This is a genomic window from Streptomyces sp. MI02-7b (assembly GCF_033793585.1).
Taxonomy (GTDB): Bacteria; Actinomycetota; Actinomycetes; order Streptomycetales; family Streptomycetaceae; genus Actinacidiphila.
In genome coordinates, this window is the sequence record NZ_JARAWX010000013.1 from 135,589 (window position 1) to 155,336 (window position 19,748).

Consider the following 19,748-nt stretch of genomic DNA (forward strand, 5'->3'; position numbering starts at 1 on the left):
CGCTCGCGCGCCCAGGTGTTCCGTTCGCGTCGCGACGGGGCCTGTGCGAGCGTGGCCGGAGGCGTATCCGCACACGCCGCGGGTAGGGAATCGGGCCCGAACGGTCCCACGGGAGGCGAGTGATGAACCGACCCAGGATCCTGGTCGTCGGCGGTGGCTTCGCGGGCATGGAGTGCGCGCACCGCCTGGAGCGCCGGCTGGCGCCGGACGAGGCCGACATCAGCCTGGTGACGCCCTGGAGCCACCAGCTCTATCTGCCCCTGCTGCCGCACGTCGCCGCAGGTGTGCTCACCCCGCAGGCCGTCGCGGTCCCGCTGCGCCGCATGCTGCACCGCACCGCGGTGATACCCGGTCGGGCGATCGGCGTGGACCCGGCGGCCAAGGCGGTGGTCGTCAGGAAGATCACCGACGAGGAGCAGGTGGAGGAGTACGACTACCTCGTCCTGGCGCCCGGCAGCGTCACCCGCACCTTCGACATCCCCGGACTCACCGAGTACGGCCGCGGCATGAAGACCCTCGCCGAGGCGGCGTACATCCGCGACCACGTCATCGCGCAGCTGGACCTGGCCTCCGCCACCACCGACCGGGCCGAGCGCGAGTCCCGGCTGCAGTTCGTGGTCGTGGGCGGCGGCTACGCGGGCACCGAGACCGCCGCCGTCCTGCAGCGGCTGACCACGGCCGCCGCCAAGCGCTACCCGCGCCTGGACCCGGCGCTCATCAAGTGGCACCTGATCGACATCGCGCCCCGTCTGATGCCCGAGCTCGGCGAGAAGCTCGGCCTGAAGGCGCTGCAGATCATGCGGGAGCGCGGCGTCGACGTGTCGCTCGGCGTGTCCGTCGCCGAGGTCACCCCCGACACCGTGACCTTCACCGACGGCCGCAAGCTGCCCTGCCGGACCCTGATCTGGACCGCCGGGGTCGTCTCCAGCCCGCTGGTGACCACGCTCGGCACCGAGACCGTCAAGGGCCGTCTCGTCACCGACGCCGAGATGCGCATCCCCGGCGCCGACGGGGTGTTCGCGCTCGGCGACTCCGCGGCGGTGCCGGACCTCGCGACCGGCGGCGGCGCCGTGTGCCCGCCCACCGCCCAGCACGCCATGCGGCAGGGCAAGGCCGTCGCCGAGAACGTGGTCGCCGCCCTGCGCGGCCGCCGGCTGGAGGAGTACCGGCACAAGGACCTGGGTCTGGTCGTGGACCTCGGGGGCGTCGAGGCGGTGTCCAAGCCGCTCGGCATCCCGCTCAGCGGGCTGCCCGCGCAGATCGTGGCCCGCGGCTACCACCTCGGCGCGCTGCGCACCTTCCCCGCCCGCTTCCGGGCGGCGGCGGGCTGGTTCCTCAACGCCGTCGCCGGCGACGACTTCGTGCGCACCGGGTTCCAGGCGCGCAGGCCGGCCGCCCTCAAGGACTTCGAGGTCACCGACATCTACCTCTCGCCGGAGGAGATCCGCCGCCACGTGGCGTCGCTGCGCGCGACCGCGGCCTGACCCCGGACAGTGCCGCACCTCGGCACCGCCGCACCACCACATCTGAAGACCGACACCGCCGACGGCGAGGGACATGACCCAGCGACGAGACACCCTGCGGATCGCCAACTGCTCCGGCTTCTACGGGGACCGGCTCTCGGCCGCCCGCGAGATGGTCGAGGGCGGCCCCATCGACGTGCTGACCGGCGACTACCTCGCCGAACTCACCATGCTGCTGCTGTGGAAGGCCCGGCAACGGGACCCCGGCGCGGGGTACGCGGTCTCGTTCCTCGCCCAGATGGGCGACGTGCTCGGCACGTGCCTGGAGCGCGGCATCAAGGTCGTCGTCAACGCCGGCGGCCTCAACCCCGCCGGGCTCGCCGCCAAACTCGGCGAACTGGCGGCCCTCGCCGGGCTGAGCCCCTCGGTGGCGTACGTCGAGGGCGACGACCTCGTCGAGCGGCTGCCCGAACTCCAGGCCCAGGGCCACCACTTCGCGCACCTCGCCACCGGCCGCACCCTCGCCGACGCGGGCGTGCGGCCCGTCACCGCCAACGCCTACCTCGGCGCGTGGGGGATCACGCGGGCGCTGCGCGCCGGTGCCGACGTGGTGATCTGCGGGCGCGTCACGGACGCCTCCCTGGTGGTCGGCCCCGCGGCGTGGGCCTTCGACTGGGCGCCGGACGACTGGGACCGCCTGGCCGGGGCCGTCACCGCGGGGCACATCATCGAGTGCGGCGCCCAGGCGACCGGCGGCAACTACTCCTTCTTCACCGAGATCGAGCGCCCTGTGCACCCCGGCTTCCCCATTGCCGAGATGCGCCCCGACGGGTCCGCCGTCATCACCAAGCACGACGGCACCGCCGGCGCCGTCACCGTCGAGACCGTCACCGCCCAGCTGCTGTACGAGATCGACCGGCCCGCCTACCTCAACCCGGACGTCGTCACCCGCTTCGACACCGTCACCCTGGAACAACTCGGCCCCGACCGGGTCCAGGTCAGCGGCGCCCGCGGCGAGCCCGCCCCCGACACCCTCAAGGTGTGCCTCAACCACCACGGCGGCTACCGCAACACGGCGACCTTCGTGCTGACCGGTCCCGACATCGAGGCCAAGGCCCGGTTCGCGGAGGCGTCCCTGCTGGACGCCACCGGCGGGCCCGGGCGCTTCGGGACGTACGACGTCCACCTGGAGCCCACCGCGTCCGGTGCCCGGCTCACCCTCACCGTGAAGGACGCCGACAAGGACAAGGCCGGCCGCGCCCTGTTCTCCGCCGTGGTCGGCACGGGCCTGTCGACGGCACCCGGACTGCACATGGAGCACTTCTCGCCGAAGGCCACCGAGTACGGCGTGCACTGGCCCGCCCTGGTCCCGGCCGAGGTGGTCCGGCACGAGGTCGTGCTCCACGACGGCACCCGGGTGCCCGTGCCGCGTGCACCGGTGGTCGCCGCGGCGCCCGTGCCCGCCCCCGCGCCGGGTGCCGCGTCCGCCGTGCCCGCGCCGGGCGGGCCCACCGTGCGCGCCCCGCTGGGCCTGGTCGTCGGCGCCCGGTCCGGTGACAAGGGCGGCGACGCCAACGTGGGCCTGTGGGCGCGCAGCGACGCCGCGTACGCCTGGCTGCGGGACTGGCTGGACGTCGAACGGCTGCGCGCGCTCGTGCCGGAGGCCGCCGAGCTCCGTGTGAGCCGCCACGAACTGGCCAATCTGCGCGCCCTCAACTTCGTCGTGCACGGCCTGCTCGGCGAAGGCGTGGCCGCGTCCACCCGTCCGGACCCGCAGGCCAAGGGCCTCGGGGAGCAACTGCGCGGCCTGGAGGCCGACATTCCCGCCGCGCTGCTCCCGGCGCCGCGCGGTGAGGCGTGACCATCCCCGTGAGCCATCTCGACGTGCGTCTTCGGACCCCCGCGTGCGGCGGGCGCCGGGACGTGTCCGCCGCGCCCGTGCGCGACCTGCTGACCGGTCGCGTCGTCCCCCTGGAGGGCGAGCCGCGAGTGCCGTTGGCGCGAACGCTGGTCCGCGGGGGGCTCGTCGGGTGCGCGGGCGGCCGGGCGTCCCCGGCGCGGAGCGCGTGCCAGGGACGCGAAGGCTGACGCTGCCCGCGTCCGCGGGACGACCGGGTGGGGGGTCCGGCGAGTGGGCGACGGTATGGGCGCTCGCCGAGGACCGGTTCGGCGGCGCCATGTTGGCGGACGGCCTGCCCGGCGCGGGGTCGGGGGTGCACTCCGCGTGGGCCGTCCGGTCGCGGATTCGCCCCGACCGCCGCGACCCGCGGACCTCGCAGCCGCCCGCGCCCGGCGAGGCCTCAGACCCGGAAGACCGAGCCGACGAACTCCGTCAGCAGGCGCTCCTTGAGGCGGCCCGGCAGGGCGTCCAGGAGCGCCAGCACGGGGGCCATCCGGCGCGGCAGTTCCGATCCGCCGCCGAGGCCCGCGAAGGCGAGCACCCCCGCCACCTCCTCGGGGCCCAGGGTGTCCGGGTCGAGCCCGGCCGCGAACTGCGCGAGCCCGGGGTCCACGGTGACCGGCGCCAGGGTCCGCGCGGCCTTCAGGGCCGCGTCCAGGTCGGCGAGCAGGGCGTCGACCAGCCCGGCCGACGCGGGAGTCAGGGTGAGGTGCAGATTCGGCGGGAGCCCGTCGAAGGACAGCTGCGGCTGGAGGTACCAGCCGCGTTCGCGCATCTCGTCGGCCAGGTGCAGCAGCAGGCCGAGATCGGGCGCGCCGTCCGTCCCGAGCAGGGTGAACGCCACCAGCCCTGCCCCCGGGTCGCCCAGCACCCGTACGCCCTCCACGGCGCGCAGCCCCGGCAGCAGCCGGTCGGCCGCCCCGGCGGTCCGCTCGGCGAGCTCGCGGTAGCCGTCCTCGCCGATGTACCGCTGCACCGCCCACGCCTGGGCCAGCAGCCCGGCCGACTTGGTGCCCTGCACCGTCGGGTTGACCACCGGGTAGCCCGGCCAGCCCGCGTGCGCGAAGTACTGGTGGCGGCGCAGCTCCGCGTCCCGGTACAGCACGACCGAGGCGCCCTTGTCGGCGTAGCCGTACTTGTGGAGGTCCACCGACAGCGAGGTCACCCCGGGCACCGACAGGTCGAACGGCGGCACGTCCCGCCCCGCCCGCCGCAGATGGGGCAGCAGCCAGCCGCCGATGCAGGCGTCCACATGGCAGAGCACCCCGCGTGCGGCCGCCGCGGCGGCGATCTCCGTCACCGGGTCGATCACCCCGTGCGCGTACGACGGAGCGGAGGCGACGACGAGCGCGGTGCGGCCGGTGATCGCCGCCGCCATGGCCGCTGCGTCCGCCCGCAGGCTCTCTTGGTCCACGGGAACGGTCACCGTCTCCAGACCCAGGTAGCAGGCGGCCTTGTGGAACGCCGCGTGCGCGGTCGAGGGCAGCAGGAGCTGCGGCTCCATCACCCCGCGCACGGCGCGGGCGTGGTCGCGGGCGGTCTTCACGGCCAGCAGGATCGACTCGGTGCCCCCGCTGGTGAAGGTGCCCTGCGCGCCGGGCGCGCCCAGCAGCGCCACGGCCGCCGCCACCACCTCGTTCTCCAGGCGGGCCACGCTGGGGAAGACCGTCATGTCCAGGCCGTTGACGGCGGCGAACTCCGTGTACGCGGCGGCGGCCAGCTCGTCCACCCCGGCGAGCCCGGAGTCGTAGACGTAGGCGAACGTACGCCCGCCGCGGGTCGGGGCGTCCTGCGCGCGCAGCGCCCGCAGCTCGGACAGCACCTCCTCGGCCGGCCGGCCGAGGGGGAACGCGGGGGTGGGAACGGGCTCAGTGGGCATGGTCGTTCGTGTCCTCGGAAGAGTCGGTGGCCTCGGGGCCGGGCGCGGCCGCCGCCGGGACCGGGGCGTCCTCCCGGTAGCGGTGCAGCAGCCACAGGCTCGCCGCGGCGAGCACGGCGGGCAGCAGGCTCATGCCGGACGCGATGCCGGTCAGGGCGGCGCCGGGCTGGTCGACGCGGTGCGCGGCGTCCGACGAACGGAACCCGGTCACCGCCAGGACCAGGGCGAAGACCCCGGCGCCCAGCGCGAGCGCGAGGGTCTCGGCGGCGGTCCACAGCCCGGTGAAGGTCGCCGCCCGGCGCCGCCCGGTCCGCACGGCGTCGGCGGCCAGGGTGTCGGCGAGCATCGTCAGCGGCAGCAACTGCAGCCCGGCGTAGGCGATCCCCACGGCCGCCACCGCCGGGTAGGCCAGCGCCGGACCGGCGAACGGGGTCAGCGCGAGCAGCGCGGCCGCGACGACGAACAGCGACGAGGCGCACCACTGCGCGTACTTGGGGCCGCGCGCCCGGGCCAGCCGGTTCCACAGCGGCATCACCAGCACCAACGGGCCGATCATGCAGGCGAACAGCGGGGTGACCGCCCCCGCCGCGCCGAGGGTGTACGTGGCGAAGTACTGCACCCCGGCCAGCATGATCCCGACGGCGAGCGCCTGCAGCCCCCACATGCCCACCAGGAAGAGGAAGGCCGGGTTCTCCCGGGCGGCCGCCAACTGCGCCCGCAGGGAGGGCTCCGCCGCGCTGCGGGCGACCGACGGGGCCCGCCGGGTGAAGTGCCATGCCCCGAGCGTGCCGGTCAGCAGGATCAACGCCACGACGACGCCCATCAGCCGGTAGCTCCCCGGGGTGTCGCCCCGCTCGTGCGCGATCGCGGGGGCCAGCGCCCCGGACAGCAGGATCGCCACGCCGAGGAACCCGACCCGCCAGCCCAGTACGCGGGCCCGTTCGCCGGTGTCCTCGGTCATCTCGGCGGGCATCGTCACGTACGGGACCTGGAAGACCGCGTAGGCGGTCGCGGCCAGCAGGAAGAAGGCGGCCACGTAGCCGGCCGCGGCCGCGCCCCGCAGCGGCGGCGCCGCGAAGACCAGCGCGAACAGCGGCGGCAGGGTCACCGCCCCGGCCAGCAGGAACGGCCGCCGCGAACCCCCTTGCAGCCGGCTGCGGTCGGCGGCCGCCCCCACCAGCGGATTGATCAGCACGTCCCACGCCTTGGGCAGGAACACCGCCGCGCCCGCCACGGCCGCCGGGACGGCCAGCACGTTCGTCAGGTAGTAGAGCAGGATCAGCCCCGGCACCGTGCCGAACGCGCCCGTGCCCAGCGACCCCAGGCCGTACCCGATCCGCACCGCGCGCGGCAGCGGCGCGGCGGGCGGGCGGCCGTGGTCGTCTGGAGGGGCGGTGGGCAGCGTTCCGGGCATGGGTTCCCTGCGGGCCGGGGCGGACGGCGGAGCGACAGGGCCAGGAGATCACAACGGGCCGCGCACCGACAGATCCGGGCACGGTCCGATTCCCCCGCGCTTGCCGCGGCTCACCCCTGCGGGGGTGCGGCCACCACCCGGCCCGCGACCTCGCCGAAGCCGATCCGGGTGCCGTCCGGGCCGGGCGCGGTCGCCGTGATCACGACCTCGTCCCCGTCCTCCAGGTACGTCCGCTCCGTCCCGTCGGCGAGTACCAGCGGCTCCTCGCCGTTCCACGTCAGCTCGATGAGCGCGCCGCGCTGTGCCCGCTCGGGGCCGCTGACGGTGCCGGAGGCGAAGAGGTCCCCGGCCCGCAACGAGGCGCCGTTGACGGTCATGTGGGCGAGCATCTGCCCGTACGTCCAGTACATCGTGGCGAACGGCGGCCGCGAGACCACCTCACCGCGCAGCCACATCTCCAGCGCGATGTCCAGGCCGCGCGGCGGGGCCGAGCCGTCCTGGTCGTCGAGGTACGGCAGCAGCGCCGCGTCGCGGGCCGGCGGGGCGACGCGGGCCGCGGCGAGCGCGTCGAGGGGGACGACCCAGGGCGAGACGGAGGTCGCGAAGGACTTGCCGAGGAACGGGCCCAGCGGCACGTACTCCCAGGCCTGGATGTCGCGGGCCGACCAGTCGTTGACCAGGCAGACGCCGAAGACGTGGTCCTCCGCGCCGGCGAGCGGCACGGGCGTGCCCTGCGCGGTCGGGCCGCCGACGACGAAACCGATCTCCGCCTCGACGTCCAGCCGCCGCGTCGGCCCGAAGTCCGGGACGGCCTCGCCCGGCGCCCGGCGCTGGCCGCTCGGCCGCACCACGGGCGTGCCGGAGACCACCACCGTGCCGCTGCGGCCGTGGTAACCGATCGGCAGGTGCTTCCAGTTGGGCGGCAGCGCCGCGCCGTCGGGACGGAAGATGCGGCCGACGTTGGTGGCGTGGTGCTCGGAGGCGTAGAAGTCGACGTAGTCCGCCACCTCGATCGGCAGGTGCAGCGTGACCGCCGCCCGCGGCAGCAGGTGCGGCTCGACCGCCGGGCGGTGCGCCGGGTCGGTGAGCCAGCCGGTGAGCAGCGCGCGGACCGCCGTCCACGCCGGCCGCCCCGCCGCCAGCAGCGGGTTGAGCGACGGCGCCGACAGCAGGGCGGCCGTGGCTGCCGCGAGGTCCCCGTCCGTCGCCGCGACCGCCCCCGCGTCGAGCACGTACTCCCCGACGGCCACGCCGATCCGCCGCTCGTGCGGCCGGTCGGCGGTGGTGAACACCCCGTACGGCAGGTTGTGCACGCCGAAGGGGGAGTCGTCCGGCACGGCGACCCAGGTGGGGGCGGCCATGGCACCTCCATACGCGTCAGCGCCGCGCCTCCTCGCGCGGTCGGCTCACCCTAGCGTCCAGCGTGGCTGAGGACGCCGGACGGCTCGCGTCGGTAATGTCGCGAGAACCGCACATGTCGCGAATGGTGCGCCGCGACGAGAGGGGAAGGCGATCTCCGGGACCGCGAACCAGCCGCAGGAAGCCGACCAGTTGCGGAACCTGCTGCGTCAGCCGCACTACCGCAAGGTGCTGTTGTCCTCCGCCGTGCTGGGCATCCCCGTCTCCTTCCTCGCCTTCTGGTTCCTCGTCGGCCTCCACGAACTGCAGAGGCTCGTCTGGGAGGACTGGCCGCGGCATCTCGGCCACGCCCAGCCGCCCTGGTGGTGGCCGATCCCGCTGCTGGCCGTCGCCGGCCTGGTCGTCGGCCTGGTCGTCACGCGCTTCCCGGGCGGCGGCGGCCACATCCCGGCGTCGGGACTGCACTCGGGCGGTGCCACCGCGGCGGCGGTGCCCGGCGTCGTCGTGGCGGCCGTGGCGAGCCTGCCGCTCGGCGCCGTCCTCGGCCCCGAAGCGCCGCTGATCGCCTTCGGCGGTGGCATCGCGCTCGTCTTCCGCAACCTGGTCCGCGCGTCCCCCACCCCCAGCAGCAACGTGATGCTGGGCGCCGCCGGTTCCGCGGCGGCGATCGCGACGATCTTCGGCAATCCGCTGGTGGCGGCGGTGCTGCTGATGGAGGTCGCGGGCGTCGGCGGTCCGCAGTTGTTCGCCGTCATGCTGCCCGCCCTGCTGTCCAGCGGAGTCGGCGACATCGTCTTCACCGGGTTCGGGCGCTGGACCGGCCTCAAGACCGGCGGCCTGGACATCGGCCTGCCGCGGCCGTCCGCGCTCGACGTCGGCGACGTCGTGTGGGCCGTCCTCATGGGCCTGGTCGTGGGCATCGTCGTGCACTGGATCGTCGTCGGCGGCCGGCACGCGGCCGTCCTGGTCTCCCGCAGCCCGCTGCGCAACACCGTCGCCTGCGCGGTCGCCGCGGGCGTCTGCGTGGCCGCCTACGCCCTGCTGACCGGGCGTTCACCGGCCGAGGCGGCGCTGTCCGGGCAGAGCACACTGCCCCAGCTCGCCTCCGACCCCCACGCGTGGCCGGTCACCGCCCTCGTCGCCGTCCTGGTCCTGAAGTCCCTCGCGTACGCCCTGTCCCTGGGCAGCCTGCGCGGCGGCCCGATCTTCCCGGCCCTGTTCCTCGGCGGGGCCTGCGGCGTGCTCGTGGCCCCGCTGCCGGGCTTCGGCCTCGTGCCCGCCATGGCCGCGGGGATGGCCGCCTCGTGCGCCGCGGCGATGCGGCTGCCGGTCAGCACGGTCGTGCTCGTCGTCCTGCTGCTGGGCAACGCCGGGACGGTGCCGGTGGTCGTACTGGCGGCCGTGGTCGCCTTTGTCACCACCGAACTGCTGCCCCAGGGCCCGGACATCCCCCTGTTCGGCCGCGCCGGGGACGGGGAGCCCGCGGCCGCCCCGGACGTCAGGCCTCCCGCGCGGTGACCCGGCCGGTCCGCACGGCCTCCAGGAGCGCCCGGTGGTCGCGCTCGTTCTGGTCGGCGTACAGCTCGGCGAACTCCGCCAGCGCCCGGTCGAAGACGTCACCGCGGCCCAGGTAGGCGGCGATCGCGATGCGGTCCCCCGACCGCGCGTGCGCGCGGGCCAGCGTGGCCCCGCACACCCGGCCGAAGATGCCCATCACCCGCGGCGACATCGTCTCGGCCACCACGATGCCCTTCCAGTCGCGCAACTGGCGCACGTAGAAGTCCCGCCGCCGGCCGTCGATGCCGTGGACGCGTTCCCAGCCCAAAAAGATGTCGCTCGTGGCCTGCATCAACCGCTGCCCGGCCACCACCCGCTCGCCCTGCGTCCGCTGCAGGCAGGCGCCGGCATGCCGGGCCAGCACCGACTCGTCGGCCTCCTTGGCCTGGAGGAACAGCGGGTCCTCGTCGTCCTTGCCGAGCAACAGGACGATCCAGCAGCGCGTCCCCACACTGCCCACCCCGACGACCTTGCGGGCGATGTCGACGACCCGGTACTGCTCCAGCAGGGCGCGGCGGTCGGACGGCAGGGTGTGGCCGTAGCGCTCCATCAGCCGCCCCAGTTCCCGCGCCACCCCGGAGTTCAGTGCGTCCGGCAGATCGCGCAGCGGCGTCAGCAGCGGCGGATCGGGCACGATGCGCCGCTCGCCGTCGACGATGCGGGTGAGCTTGACGAACGCCTGCAGCGTGTCGTGCGAGCGGGCCCGTTCCTGCGAACGCTCCCAGCGTGCCCGGTCCCGCGCGCCGAGCAGCGGGGCGAACTGCTCCTGCAGCCGTTCCGCCTCGAAGTGGGCGTACCAGACGTCGAGATTGCCCATCCGGGCGAAGCGGCGCATGTACTCGCGGTACCCCCCGACGGCGGCCAGGACGGTGGCCGCACGCTCCTTGGCGGAGAAACCGGCCGCCCGGCCCGCGATGACGAGACTGGCGGCCAGGCGCTTGACGTCCCACTCCCAGGGGCCGGGCAGCGTCTCGTCGAAGTCGTTGATGTCGAACATCAGCCGCCGCTCGGGCGAGGCCAGCAGCCGGAAGTTCAGCATGTGCGCGTCCCCGCACAGCTGCGCGCGCAGCCCCGTCACCGGCGTGCCCGCGAGGTCGGCCGCCATGACCGCCGCCGCGCCCCGGTAGAAGCGGAACGGAGACTCGGCCATCCGGCCGTACCGGATCGGCACCAGCTCGGGCACCCGGCGCGCGGACTGCTCCTCGATCACGTCGACCGGGTCGGCCCGGTCCGGCGGGGGCGCCCAGTGCGCGTGGTCCGACCGGGGCGTGGTCCGCCGGGCCGCCCTGCCCAGCGCGGACCGTTCCCGCGGCGGGAGGTGCTCCCGCACGTCGGGCGCGCCCGGCTCGTCCTGCTCGTCGGTCATGGCGGCCACGGCGGCAGCGTCCCTAGTGGCTTCCGCCGACCACAGTGAAGCTCTTCCAGGGGGCCTGGCCGGGCACGCCCGGGTCGCTGGTCTGCGAAGGCAGGTAGAACTGACTGGTCCCCGCGGCGTTGTGGCAGTCCTCCTGGGTGTACAGGACCACGTCGTTGACGGTGTTGTTGTCGATGTTCTTCGCCCCGGGAGCCGTCAGCGGGTGGCACCCGTCGACCGAGGGGCTGTCGATCTGCTGCGGCTTGCCGTCCGTGGTCGTGTAGACCAGGGTGCCCACGGCCTGGTGGGTCATACCGGAGCACGCCGCGGTGCCGAGGAGCAGAAGCAGGGCGCCGGCGTGAAGGCCGGGCCGGCGGAGAGCGGCCATGGTGAGCGTCCTCGTCTGTACGGGGGACCGGTACTGAGGGCAACGCTGCCGCGTGCGCCGGACCCTGTCACCCGCAGCGCGACCAGTCGGCTGAATCGGCGCGGCCCTACACCGCCGCGTGCCTCCGCCCCGGGGCGGTGCACAGGGCCCAGATGACGACGCCGTCGAGGAGGATCATCGCCAGGGCCCAGAACGGGATGTACGGCAGCCACATGAAGTTCGCCAGCATCGACAGGCCGACGATCACCGCGCCCACCGTGCGCGCCCACAGCGCGCCCCGCAGGAGCAGCAGTCCGACGAGGACGACCAGCACGCCGAGGACGAGGTGGATCCATCCCCAGGCGCTCAGGTCGAACCGGAAGGTGTAGTTGCCGGTCACGACGAAGACGGTGTCCTTGGCGATCGCGGCGACGCCCTGGAGGATCGCGGAGATGCCACCGAAGATCATCAGGACGGCGGCGAGGACGATCCATCCGGAAGCCGCGGAGCCGTCCGTTCGCGAAGTGGCCATGGTGGGCTCCTTACTCTTCGGAACCAGCGTGCCACGGTCCGCAGCGGACGGCACGCGGAGCGTGCCCGGTCCGCGGGGCCGGGGGATTCCGGGCCCGGGAACGCCGATGGGCGGCACCGCCGGAATCCGGCCGTACCGCCCATGGGCTTCACGTGGTGTCCGAGGGGGGACTTGAACCCCCACGCCCGATAAAGGGCACTAGCACCTCAAGCTAGCGCGTCTGCCATTCCGCCACCCGGACAAGGTGTCCGCCGCCCGGCGCTTGGGCCCGGCGACGTGGAAAACAATAGCAAACATCCGGGGCCCCTCGATCAATCCGCCCTCCGGACCCTTGTGACGGCCGTATGACGGGGCCCGGGGGGCCTCGCGGCCCGCGGGGGAGGCGGGGGAGGATGGGGAGATCGACGAACGAAGGAGACAGCGTGAGCGAGTCGAGCTCGGCCGCCCGTACGACCACCGGCGAGGACGAGGTCGCCGACCTCTGTCGTGACCTCATCCGCATCGACACCAGCAACTACGGCGACCACTCGGGTCCCGGCGAGCGGGCAGCCGCCGAGTACATCGCCGAGAAGCTCGCCGAGGTCGGCCTGGAACCGCAGATCTTCGAGTCGCACCAGGGCCGGGCCTCCACCGTCGCCCGCATCGCCGGCGAGGACCCCTCGCGGCCCGCCCTGCTCATCCACGGCCACACCGACGTCGTGCCCGCAAACGCCGACGACTGGACCCATCACCCGTTCTCCGGCGAGATCGCCGACGGCTGCGTGTGGGGCCGCGGCGCGGTCGACATGAAGGACATGGACGCCATGACCCTGGCGGTCGTGCGCGACATGCTGCGCAGCGGACGCCGTCCGCCGCGCGACATCGTGCTCGCCTTCCTCGCCGACGAGGAGGCCGGCGGCGTCTACGGGGCCCGCTACCTGGTCGACAAGCACCCGGAGCTCTTCGAGGGGGTCACGGAGGCGATCGGCGAGGTCGGCGGCTTCTCCTTCACGGTCAACGAGGACGTGCGGCTCTACCTGATCGAGACCGCCCAGAAGGGCATGCACTGGATGCGGCTCACCGTGGACGGCACCGCCGGCCACGGCTCCATGACCAACAACGACAACGCGATCACCGAGCTGTGCGAGGCGGTCGGCCGGCTCGGACGGCACCGGTTCCCGGTGCGCGTCACCAAGTCCGTCCGCGGCTTCCTCGACGAACTGGGCGACGCCCTCGGGACCGATCTCGACCCCGAGGACATGGAGACGACGCTGGCCAAGCTGGGCGGCATCGCCAAGCTCATCGGCGCCACGCTGCGCAACACCGCCGCGCCGACCATGCTGGGGGCCGGCTACAAGGTCAACGTGATCCCCGGCCAGGCCACCGCGCACGTGGACGGGCGCTTCCTGCCCGGCTACGAGGAGGAGTTCCTGGCCGACCTGGACCGTATCCTCGGTCCCCGGGTCCGGCGCGAGGACGTGCACTCCGACAAGGCGCTGGAGACGACGTTCGACGGGGCGCTCGTCGAGGCCATGCGCGCCGCGCTGAAGGCCGAGGACCCGATCGCCCGGGCCGTGCCGTACTGCCTGTCCGGCGGGACCGACGCCAAGTCCTTCGACGACCTGGGCATCCGCTGCTTCGGGTTCGCGCCGCTGCAGCTGCCGCCCGACCTCGACTTCGCCGGAATGTTCCACGGCGTCGACGAGCGCGTACCGGTGGACGGTCTGAAGTTCGGAGTGCGGGTGCTCGACCGCTTCCTCGCGAGCAGTTGAAACGACTCGCCAATTATCGACAATTCCTGCCGCTTAGCCGAAAAGAGTGAATGAATCCCAGCGGCAGTAGCGCGCCTTGTGTCCACTCGTTGGTTCCTGTGCGGTCCGAAGTTGGGGCCGTTTTGCCAACGAGGAGGAAAAATGATCAAGAAGGTCGTCGCTGCTGCCGTGGTCACCGGTGGGCTCGTGGCTGCGGGTGCCGGCGTGGCCGTCGCCGACTCCGGCGCCCAGGGGGCCGCGGTCGGTTCCCCGGGCGTGCTGTCGGGCAACGTGATCCAGGTTCCGGTGAACATCCCGGTCAACCTGTGCGGTAACACGATCAACATCGTGGGACTGCTGAACCCCGCCGTCGGCAACGTCTGCTTCAACAGCTGACATCGCTTCGGGCCTCTTCGAAGGCCCGATCCCGGCCGGCCCCGTGAAGCCCCTCACGGGCTTCGGGGCCGCCCCGGCTGGGGGAGTGCCGGTTTTCGTGTCCGGGGGGTCATTCATTCCCCCGGCGGGTATCGCCCGTCGGTTTCCGTATCCGGAAAAGCAAGGCAAGGAAGCACAATGCGACAGGTTGCAAAGAAGGCGCTGATCACTGCGGTCGCGGCCGGCGGTGCGCTCGCCGTCACCGGCGGCATGGCCCACGCCGACTCCCACGCGAACGGCGTCGCCGCGGGCTCGCCGGGCGTGCTGTCCGGGAACCTGATCCAGGTTCCGGTCAACATCCCGATCAACCTCTGCGGCAACACCATCAACGTGGTGGGCCTGCTCAACCCGGCGGCGGGCAACGTCTGCATCAACGGGTCCTTCGGGCACCGCGAGGTCCGCGTGTACAAGAAGGGCGGCGGCTTCCACAAGCCCATCGGTGGATACCGCGACAAGGACGGCTACGCCGACAAGGACGGCAAGTGACGTTCTCTCGGGCCTCCTTGGAGGCCTGAAACCGGTCGGCCCCGGAAATGCCCTGTGCGCTTCCGGGGCCGCCCCGGTAGGGGAGGCGAAATTCTGACGTCCGGGGGGGCGACCATTCCCCCGGCGGGCATTGCCCGCCGGTTTCCGTATCTGGAAAAGCAAGGCAGGGACATTCCATGCGACAAGTCGCGAAAAAGGGGCTTCTCACCGCGGTCGCGACCGGCGGCGTGCTCGCCGTGACCGGCGGTATGGCCGCCTACGCGGACTCCAACGCGTCCGGCGTTGCCGCCGGCTCGCCGGGCATCGCGTCCGGCAACGCGATCCAGGTTCCGGTGAACATCCCGGTGAACGTCTGCGGCAACACCATCAACGTGATCGGCCTGCTCAACCCGGCGGCCGGCAACACCTGCGTCAACGGCTCTTCCGAGCGCCGCGAGGTCCGCGTCTACAAGAAGGGCTTCCGCAAGCCCGTCGGCGGCTACCGCGACAAGGACGGCTACGGCGACAAGGACGGCGGCCCGGGCCGTTCCGTCCGCGGTGTCGACTCCGCCTTCGGCAGCCGGGGCAACGACGGCGGCCGCGGCTTCGGCGGCAACGACGGCGGCCGTGGCTTCGGCGGCGGCTTCGGTGGTGACCGCGACGGCCGCGGCTTCGGGCACGGCGGCGCCTCGGCCCACGCGGCCGCGGTCGGCTCGCCCGGCATCCTCTCCGGGAACGCCGTCCAGGCGCCGGTGAACATCCCGGTCAACGCCTGTGGCAACTCGATCAACGTGGTCGGCCTGCTCAACCCGGCGATCGGCAACACCTGCGTGAACGCCGGCGGCTACGGCGGCCACTACGGCGGCGGCAAGGGCCACGGGCACCACCCGCGCCCGCACCGCAACATCCCGCGCGGCAACGACGACTACCCGGAGCACAACTACCCGGAGCCCGCGGGCGTCCCGGGCGGCGGTGGCCCCAGCCTGGCCCAGACCGGCACCGAGGACGTCGGCACCGCGCTGCTCACCAGCGCCGGCCTGCTGCTCGGCGGTGCCGTGCTCTTCCGTCGCGCCCGCGCGGCGCGTCGCTGAACGCCTCCGTCTCCCCCCGTGGGGCGGCATGTGAGGAAAGGGGCCCCGCAGGCGCGGGGCCCCGCTTCATGTGGCGCACATCACCATGTGGCGCGGACCTGGCGGATGATTCTTCGGCGCAGCCGGACCCGGCGGCTGCCGTCGGGGTAGAGGCGGAGACGGTCCAACTCCCAGTGCCCGTACTCCGCATGGTCGGTCAGTAGCCGCTGGGCCTCCTTGCGGGAGACGCCCCGTGGCACGTACACATCTCTGAATTCGTATTCAGGCATCGCATCTATTGTGCGGGGAGCGCCCCAGTACGGATAGCGTCTTCCGCATGTCTGATGCCGCGCAGCCCGCTGTTGCCGAGGTACGAGCCGCCGTCGAGGCGGTGAAGGCCGCTCTGGACCGCCACCTGGCCGCGGTCGAGCACCGCACCGGGGAGGACGATCCCGCGGTCTACCAGGCCTTCGAGGCCCTGGCCTCGGCGGCCGAGGCCTATGACGAGCTGCTCTACGACACCTACGACGAGGTCACCCCCTTCGAGGTGCCGCTCGGGGACACGCTGCCCGAGTACGACGGTCCCGAGCAGCCGAGCGCGGTCAGCGTCCTGATCCGGCGCGACTACACCGTGGGCGACTCGCAGCGCCTGGTGCAGCAGGCGGAACGGGTCTCCGACACCGGCCCCGAGGGCGGCCCGGATGTCGCGGCCGCGATCGGGGTCCTGTTCGGGGAGTACGAGCCCGACGAGATCGCCGAGCGCCACAAGGAGTTCGGCCTGGTGGAGGGCGACTCCACGGTCTGGGTGACCGCGGTGGAGCCTGCGGAGCCGGGGGAGTGGCTGGCCAGCCCCTTCGAGCAGGCCGATCCGCGGCACCTGATCTGCCGGTTCGACGTCAGCGCGGTCTTCGACGAGGAGAGCGACGTGCTCGGCGCGGACCGCAGCGAGGCATGACGGACCGAGGGGGGCCCGGGCATGCCCGGACCCCCCTCGGTTGCGCTACTGCGCCTGTGCCGCCTGCTCGCGGAGGATGTCGCGCAGCCGCGTGGTCCGATCCCTGGCCGGGATCTCCGCGACGGCGCGGGGCAGCGCCTGGTCGACGCCCTGGACGACGGAAAGGTGCCGCTCGCCCCGGCCGAAGGCGGTGTAGATCCAGGCCCGGGTCAGGGTCTGTGCCGCGTCACCGGGCAGCACGACGACAGCGGCCGGCCAGCGGCGCCCGACGGCCTGGTGGGCGGTGACCGCCCACCCGTGACGCACCTGCGCGGCGACGGCCTCGGGCGGCACGACGACGGAGGCCCCGTCGCAGTCCACGCGCAGGCCCTCGTCGCCGCCGGCGGTCACGGTGCCCGGCACGGTCCGGCCGGGGGCGGGGGCCAGCAGCACCCGGTCCCCGGGGTCGAAACCGCCGAAGCGGCCGGGGCCGGGATTCAGCCGTTCCTTGAGCGCCGCGTTGAGCACCCGGGTACCGGCGGCACCGCCGTGGCCCGGGGTGATGACCACGGTGCTCGCGGCGGGCACCCCGATGACCCGGGGCACGGAGTCCGCGACCAGCTGCACCGTGCGGTGCACCGCCTCCCCGGCGTCCCGCACCGGGACGATCACAACCTCCTTCTCCGGCGCCTCCACCTGCGCGAGCTCACCGATGCCGATCCCCGACACGAGCTCGCCGATCGGGCCCGGGTCCGGCGTGCGCGAGGCGACCTGCGGGCACACCTTGGCGGCGGCCAGGTCGGCGAAGACCCGTCCCGGACCGGCCGACCACAGCGCCATCGGGTCGCCGGAGAGGACCAGGCGCGCGCCGTCGGGCACGGCCTCGACGAGTGTGGCCGCAGCCTCCACGTCCAGCTGCGGCGCGTCCAGGACCGCCAGCAGGTCCAGCGCCAGCGTCCCGTCCTCGTCCCGTCCCGGTCCCTCGTGGCCGGCGAGCAGGCCCGCGACGGTGGCCACCGCGTCCTCGCCCGCGCCTGCCGCGGCCAGCCGCCTGCGGCCGTCCTCGGTGGCCGCGGCGGCGTAGGCGCGCAGTCCGAGCGCCCGGGCGGCCGCCACCAGGGCCGCGGGCTCGGCACGGGCCTCCTCGGCGCCGTGGTGGACGACGAGACCGCTTCCCGCGGCCGCGCGCACGAGGGCCCCGGCGGACGAGGAGGGCGCCGCGGCGGCCGCGGCCTCCCAGCCCGGTGCCTCCTGTCCCTCGCCCGGGGAGAAGGTGTTGAGCAGCCGCATCAGGCCGTCGGCCAGGCTCTCCTCCGCCATCGCCCACCGGTCCAGGCCGAGCAGCAGCCGTACCGGCCGTTCGGCGTCCTCCTCGTCGTCGCCGCCCGCGGGCTGCGCGGGTGCGGCGTTCTCGTCGGCGACGTGGAAGAGCAGCGCCAGGCCGTCGGTGACGGCCGCCTTGAGCGCGTCGTCGGCGGCGGTGACCGCGTGCCGGCCCAGGGCCGCGCCGAGCGCGGGCCATTCGACCGCCGTGTGCCCCTGCTCGGCCGCCTGTTCCAGCAGCCGGACGACCAGGGCGCGCACCCGGCGCTCGTCCTCCGGGCCGGCGGCGCCGCCCAGCAGCGCCTTCGCGAAGCCGTCGGCCTGGTCCACCCGGACGCCCGGCACGGACAGCACCTGCCACGGGTCCTCGCGCAGCGCCTCGCCAGCCCGCTCGCCGAGCGCCGCGACGGCCGCCTCCGCGAGCCCCTCCGGCGCGCCGCCCGCGGCGAGCACCGTGCGCGCGGCGGCCACCGCGTCCCCGCTGAGCAGCGCGGGAACGGGCGCCGGGGCCACCGCGGCGGGGGAGGGCGCGGGCACCGGCGAACGCTCCGGAGCGGGGCGTGCCGGGGCGGTGCGGCCCCTGGGCACGGCCGCCGGCCGTTCGCCGCGCTCGATCGCCCGCACCGCGGCGGCCAGGTCCGTCAGTTCCTCGGGGAGCTGCGAGCCGACGCCTTCGGTGGACGGGCGCGGGCGCCGGGGCGGCGGCGCCTCCTCGCCGGTGCCGTCCGCGGCACCGGCGGACTGCGCCTGCGCCGCGTCCGCACCGGGCGCCGCCTCTGCTGCGCTGGGTTCCTCGCGGTCGCGGTCGTCGCGGTCCTCGGTCACGGTGGCCTCCGTAGTAGGGCGGACTACCTCCGGAGGACGCTCACAGCGTGCTCCAGTCGTGGTCCGGATAGCGGTGCAGCGGCGCCGAAACGTCGTCCAGCGCCTGGCAGATCTCTTCGGGAAGACTAAGGGCCTCCACTGACAACGCCGCTGCCAGCTGCTGTGCGTTGCGCGCCCCGACGATCGGCGCCGTGACCCCGGGGCGGTCCCGCACCCAGGCCAGGGCCACCTGGAGCGGCGAGGTGGCCAGCCCGTCGGCCGCTATGGCGAGTGCGTCCACGATGAGCCGGGCCGTCTCGTCGAGGTAGGGCGCGACGAAGGGCGCCATGTCCTCGGAGCCGCCCCGCGAGTCGGCCGGGGTGCCGTGCCGGTACTTGCCGGTGAGCACGCCCCGCCCCAGCGGGGAGGAGGGCAGCAGGCCCACCCCGAGGTCCAGGGCGGCGGGCAGCACCTCGCGCTCGATGCCGCGCTGCAGCAGCGAGTACTCCATCTGCGTACTGGACAGCGGCGTCCGCGTCTGCACGGCCCGCTGCCAGGTGGCGGCCTTGGCGAGCTGCCAGCCGCAGAAGTTGGAGACGCCGACGTACCGCGCGCGGCCCGAGGTGACGGCGAGGTCGAGGGCCTGCAGTGTCTCGTCGAGGGGTGTCGTGGGGTCGTACGCGTGCACCTGCCACAGGTCCACGTAGTCCGTACCGAGCCGCTGCAACGAGGCGTCCAGGGCGGCGAGCAGGTGGCCGCGGGAGGCGTCGAACCGCCGGTCGGGGTCGGGGACGCTGCCGGCCTTGGTGGCGATCACCAGGTCCGAGCGCGGCACCAGGTCCTCGACCAGCCGGCCGAGCAGGTACTCCGCGCCGCCGTCGCCGTACACGTCGGCCGTGTCGACCAGCGTTCCGCCGGCCTCCCAGAAGGCCTTGAGCTGGTCCGCGGCGTCGAGTTCGCCGGTGTCGCGTCCCCACGTCAGCGTGCCGAGCCCGAGCCGGGACACACGCAGTCCGGTACGGCCGAGGTGCCTTTGCTCCATGACGGCTGACATTACTGGTCAACGCCGCTATTTGGGCCCGTGTGACGTACCAGACGGGCGCCGTGCCGCCGTCAGGACGATATGGTCCGCAGAACAAGGACGTTACTGACTGGTAAGGGG

Annotated in this window: 16 protein-coding genes, 1 tRNA gene and 1 pseudogene; 8 read left to right on the forward strand and 10 right to left on the reverse strand. The window is 74.0% G+C overall.

Annotation, left to right across the window (positions count from 1 at the left end):
- Positions 1-122: 122 nt before the first annotated feature.
- Entirely contained in the window at positions 123-1,484 is a 1,362-nt protein-coding gene (locus PV364_RS22345; RefSeq protein WP_319661945.1) for an NAD(P)/FAD-dependent oxidoreductase, read from the forward strand.
- 73 nt (positions 1,485-1,557) lie between these two features.
- Positions 1,558-3,324, forward strand: coding sequence for an acyclic terpene utilization AtuA family protein (locus PV364_RS22350; RefSeq protein ID WP_319661946.1), 1,767 nt, complete (start codon positions 1,558-1,560; stop codon positions 3,322-3,324).
- A 439-nt stretch (positions 3,325-3,763) separates the two neighbouring features.
- Here the strand turns inward: PV364_RS22350 and PV364_RS22355 are convergent, their stop codons facing one another.
- The 3 genes from PV364_RS22355 to fahA form a co-directional block, all read right to left on the reverse strand.
- Positions 3,764-5,242 (reverse strand): pyridoxal phosphate-dependent decarboxylase family protein, encoded by a 1,479-nt coding sequence (locus PV364_RS22355; RefSeq protein WP_319661947.1) that lies wholly within the window; start codon positions 5,240-5,242, stop codon positions 3,764-3,766.
- A complete protein-coding gene (locus PV364_RS22360) occupies positions 5,232-6,656 on the reverse strand; it encodes an MFS transporter (RefSeq protein WP_319661948.1) in 1,425 nt (474 codons plus the stop codon). Before PV364_RS22360 ends, PV364_RS22355 begins: the two co-directional genes overlap by 11 nt.
- A gap of 110 nt (positions 6,657-6,766) precedes the next feature.
- Positions 6,767-8,017 carry a fumarylacetoacetase gene (gene fahA, locus PV364_RS22365; RefSeq protein WP_319661949.1) on the reverse strand — a complete coding sequence of 417 codons (1,251 nt, stop codon included), beginning with the start codon at positions 8,015-8,017 and terminating at the stop codon, positions 6,767-6,769.
- A 199-nt stretch (positions 8,018-8,216) separates the two neighbouring features.
- Here fahA and PV364_RS22370 point away from each other — a divergent pair, with 199 nt between their 5' ends.
- Positions 8,217-9,533 (forward strand): chloride channel protein, encoded by a 1,317-nt coding sequence (locus PV364_RS22370; protein WP_415924590.1) that lies wholly within the window; start codon positions 8,217-8,219, stop codon positions 9,531-9,533.
- Here the strand turns inward: PV364_RS22370 and PV364_RS22375 are convergent.
- The 4 genes from PV364_RS22375 to PV364_RS22390 all read right to left on the reverse strand — a co-directional run bounded on the left by PV364_RS22375 (position 9,514) and on the right by PV364_RS22390 (position 12,066).
- Complete coding sequence (locus tag PV364_RS22375; RefSeq protein ID WP_319662054.1) at positions 9,514-10,938, reverse strand: DUF2252 domain-containing protein; 1,425 nt, start codon at positions 10,936-10,938, stop codon at positions 9,514-9,516. The two genes, PV364_RS22370 and PV364_RS22375, sit on opposite strands and share 20 nt — an antisense overlap.
- A 22-nt stretch (positions 10,939-10,960) precedes the next feature.
- Positions 10,961-11,314 carry a hypothetical protein gene (locus PV364_RS22380; RefSeq protein ID WP_319661951.1) on the reverse strand — a complete coding sequence of 118 codons (354 nt, stop codon included), beginning with the start codon at positions 11,312-11,314 and terminating at the stop codon, positions 10,961-10,963.
- A 106-nt stretch (positions 11,315-11,420) separates the two neighbouring features.
- Positions 11,421-11,825, reverse strand: a complete 405-nt coding sequence (locus tag PV364_RS22385; protein ID WP_319661952.1) for a hypothetical protein — start codon at positions 11,823-11,825, stop codon at positions 11,421-11,423.
- Between the two features lie 153 nt (positions 11,826-11,978).
- A tRNA-Leu gene (locus PV364_RS22390) sits at positions 11,979-12,066 on the reverse strand.
- Between the two features lie 151 nt (positions 12,067-12,217).
- Here PV364_RS22390 and PV364_RS22395 point away from each other — a divergent pair.
- From PV364_RS22395 to PV364_RS22410, 4 genes and pseudogenes are all read left to right on the forward strand, one after another.
- Complete coding sequence (locus PV364_RS22395; protein ID WP_401976728.1) at positions 12,218-13,576, forward strand: M20/M25/M40 family metallo-hydrolase; 1,359 nt, start codon at positions 12,218-12,220, stop codon at positions 13,574-13,576.
- 141 nt (positions 13,577-13,717) lie between these two features.
- On the forward strand, positions 13,718-13,951 hold the full coding sequence (locus PV364_RS22400; protein WP_319661954.1) for a chaplin: 234 nt from the start codon (positions 13,718-13,720) through the stop codon (positions 13,949-13,951).
- Positions 13,952-14,128: 177 nt separating this feature from the next.
- Positions 14,129-14,413 (forward strand): annotated as a pseudogene (locus tag PV364_RS22405) (chaplin); the annotation flags it as partial.
- A 239-nt stretch (positions 14,414-14,652) separates the two neighbouring features.
- Positions 14,653-15,546, forward strand: coding sequence for a chaplin (locus PV364_RS22410; RefSeq protein ID WP_319661955.1), 894 nt, complete (start codon positions 14,653-14,655; stop codon positions 15,544-15,546).
- An 80-nt stretch (positions 15,547-15,626) separates the two neighbouring features.
- Here the strand turns inward: PV364_RS22410 and PV364_RS22415 are convergent, their stop codons facing one another.
- Entirely contained in the window at positions 15,627-15,815 is a 189-nt protein-coding gene (locus PV364_RS22415) for a DUF5703 family protein (protein WP_319661956.1), read from the reverse strand.
- A 47-nt stretch (positions 15,816-15,862) separates the two neighbouring features.
- Here PV364_RS22415 and PV364_RS22420 point away from each other — a divergent pair, with 47 nt between their 5' ends.
- On the forward strand, positions 15,863-16,480 hold the full coding sequence (locus PV364_RS22420) for a hypothetical protein (RefSeq protein ID WP_319661957.1): 618 nt from the start codon (positions 15,863-15,865) through the stop codon (positions 16,478-16,480).
- Positions 16,481-16,525: 45 nt separating this feature from the next.
- Here the strand turns inward: PV364_RS22420 and PV364_RS22425 are convergent, their stop codons facing one another.
- Entirely contained in the window at positions 16,526-18,607 is a 2,082-nt protein-coding gene (locus PV364_RS22425) for a helix-hairpin-helix domain-containing protein (protein WP_319661958.1), read from the reverse strand.
- Positions 18,608-18,647: 40 nt separating this feature from the next.
- Positions 18,648-19,628: an aldo/keto reductase gene (locus PV364_RS22430; RefSeq protein ID WP_319661959.1), complete on the reverse strand. Its 981-nt coding sequence runs from the start codon at positions 19,626-19,628 to the stop codon at positions 18,648-18,650.
- Positions 19,629-19,748: the final 120 nt, after the last annotated feature.

What these genes read in the sequence shown, in the direction of transcription:
- PV364_RS22345 (WP_319661945.1), top strand. Translation starts at nt 123, where the DNA reads ATGAACCGACCCAGGATCCTGGTCGTCGGCGGTGGCTTCGCGGGCATG.
- PV364_RS22350 (WP_319661946.1), top strand. Translation starts at nt 1,558, where the DNA reads ATGACCCAGCGACGAGACACCCTGCGGATCGCCAACTGCTCCGGCTTC.
- PV364_RS22355 (WP_319661947.1), bottom strand. Translation starts at nt 5,242, where the DNA reads ATGCCCACTGAGCCCGTTCCCACCCCCGCGTTCCCCCTCGGCCGGCCG.
- PV364_RS22360 (WP_319661948.1), bottom strand. Translation starts at nt 6,656, where the DNA reads ATGCCCGGAACGCTGCCCACCGCCCCTCCAGACGACCACGGCCGCCCG.
- fahA (WP_319661949.1), bottom strand. Translation starts at nt 8,017, where the DNA reads ATGGCCGCCCCCACCTGGGTCGCCGTGCCGGACGACTCCCCCTTCGGC.
- PV364_RS22375 (WP_319662054.1), bottom strand. Translation starts at nt 10,938, where the DNA reads ATGACCGACGAGCAGGACGAGCCGGGCGCGCCCGACGTGCGGGAGCAC.
- PV364_RS22380 (WP_319661951.1), bottom strand. Translation starts at nt 11,314, where the DNA reads ATGGCCGCTCTCCGCCGGCCCGGCCTTCACGCCGGCGCCCTGCTTCTG.
- PV364_RS22385 (WP_319661952.1), bottom strand. Translation starts at nt 11,825, where the DNA reads ATGGCCACTTCGCGAACGGACGGCTCCGCGGCTTCCGGATGGATCGTC.
- PV364_RS22395 (WP_401976728.1), top strand. Translation starts at nt 12,218, where the DNA reads ATGGGGAGATCGACGAACGAAGGAGACAGCGTGAGCGAGTCGAGCTCG.
- PV364_RS22400 (WP_319661954.1), top strand. Translation starts at nt 13,718, where the DNA reads ATGATCAAGAAGGTCGTCGCTGCTGCCGTGGTCACCGGTGGGCTCGTG.
- PV364_RS22410 (WP_319661955.1), top strand. Translation starts at nt 14,653, where the DNA reads ATGCGACAAGTCGCGAAAAAGGGGCTTCTCACCGCGGTCGCGACCGGC.
- PV364_RS22415 (WP_319661956.1), bottom strand. Translation starts at nt 15,815, where the DNA reads ATGCCTGAATACGAATTCAGAGATGTGTACGTGCCACGGGGCGTCTCC.
- PV364_RS22420 (WP_319661957.1), top strand. Translation starts at nt 15,863, where the DNA reads ATGTCTGATGCCGCGCAGCCCGCTGTTGCCGAGGTACGAGCCGCCGTC.
- PV364_RS22430 (WP_319661959.1), bottom strand. Translation starts at nt 19,628, where the DNA reads ATGGAGCAAAGGCACCTCGGCCGTACCGGACTGCGTGTGTCCCGGCTC.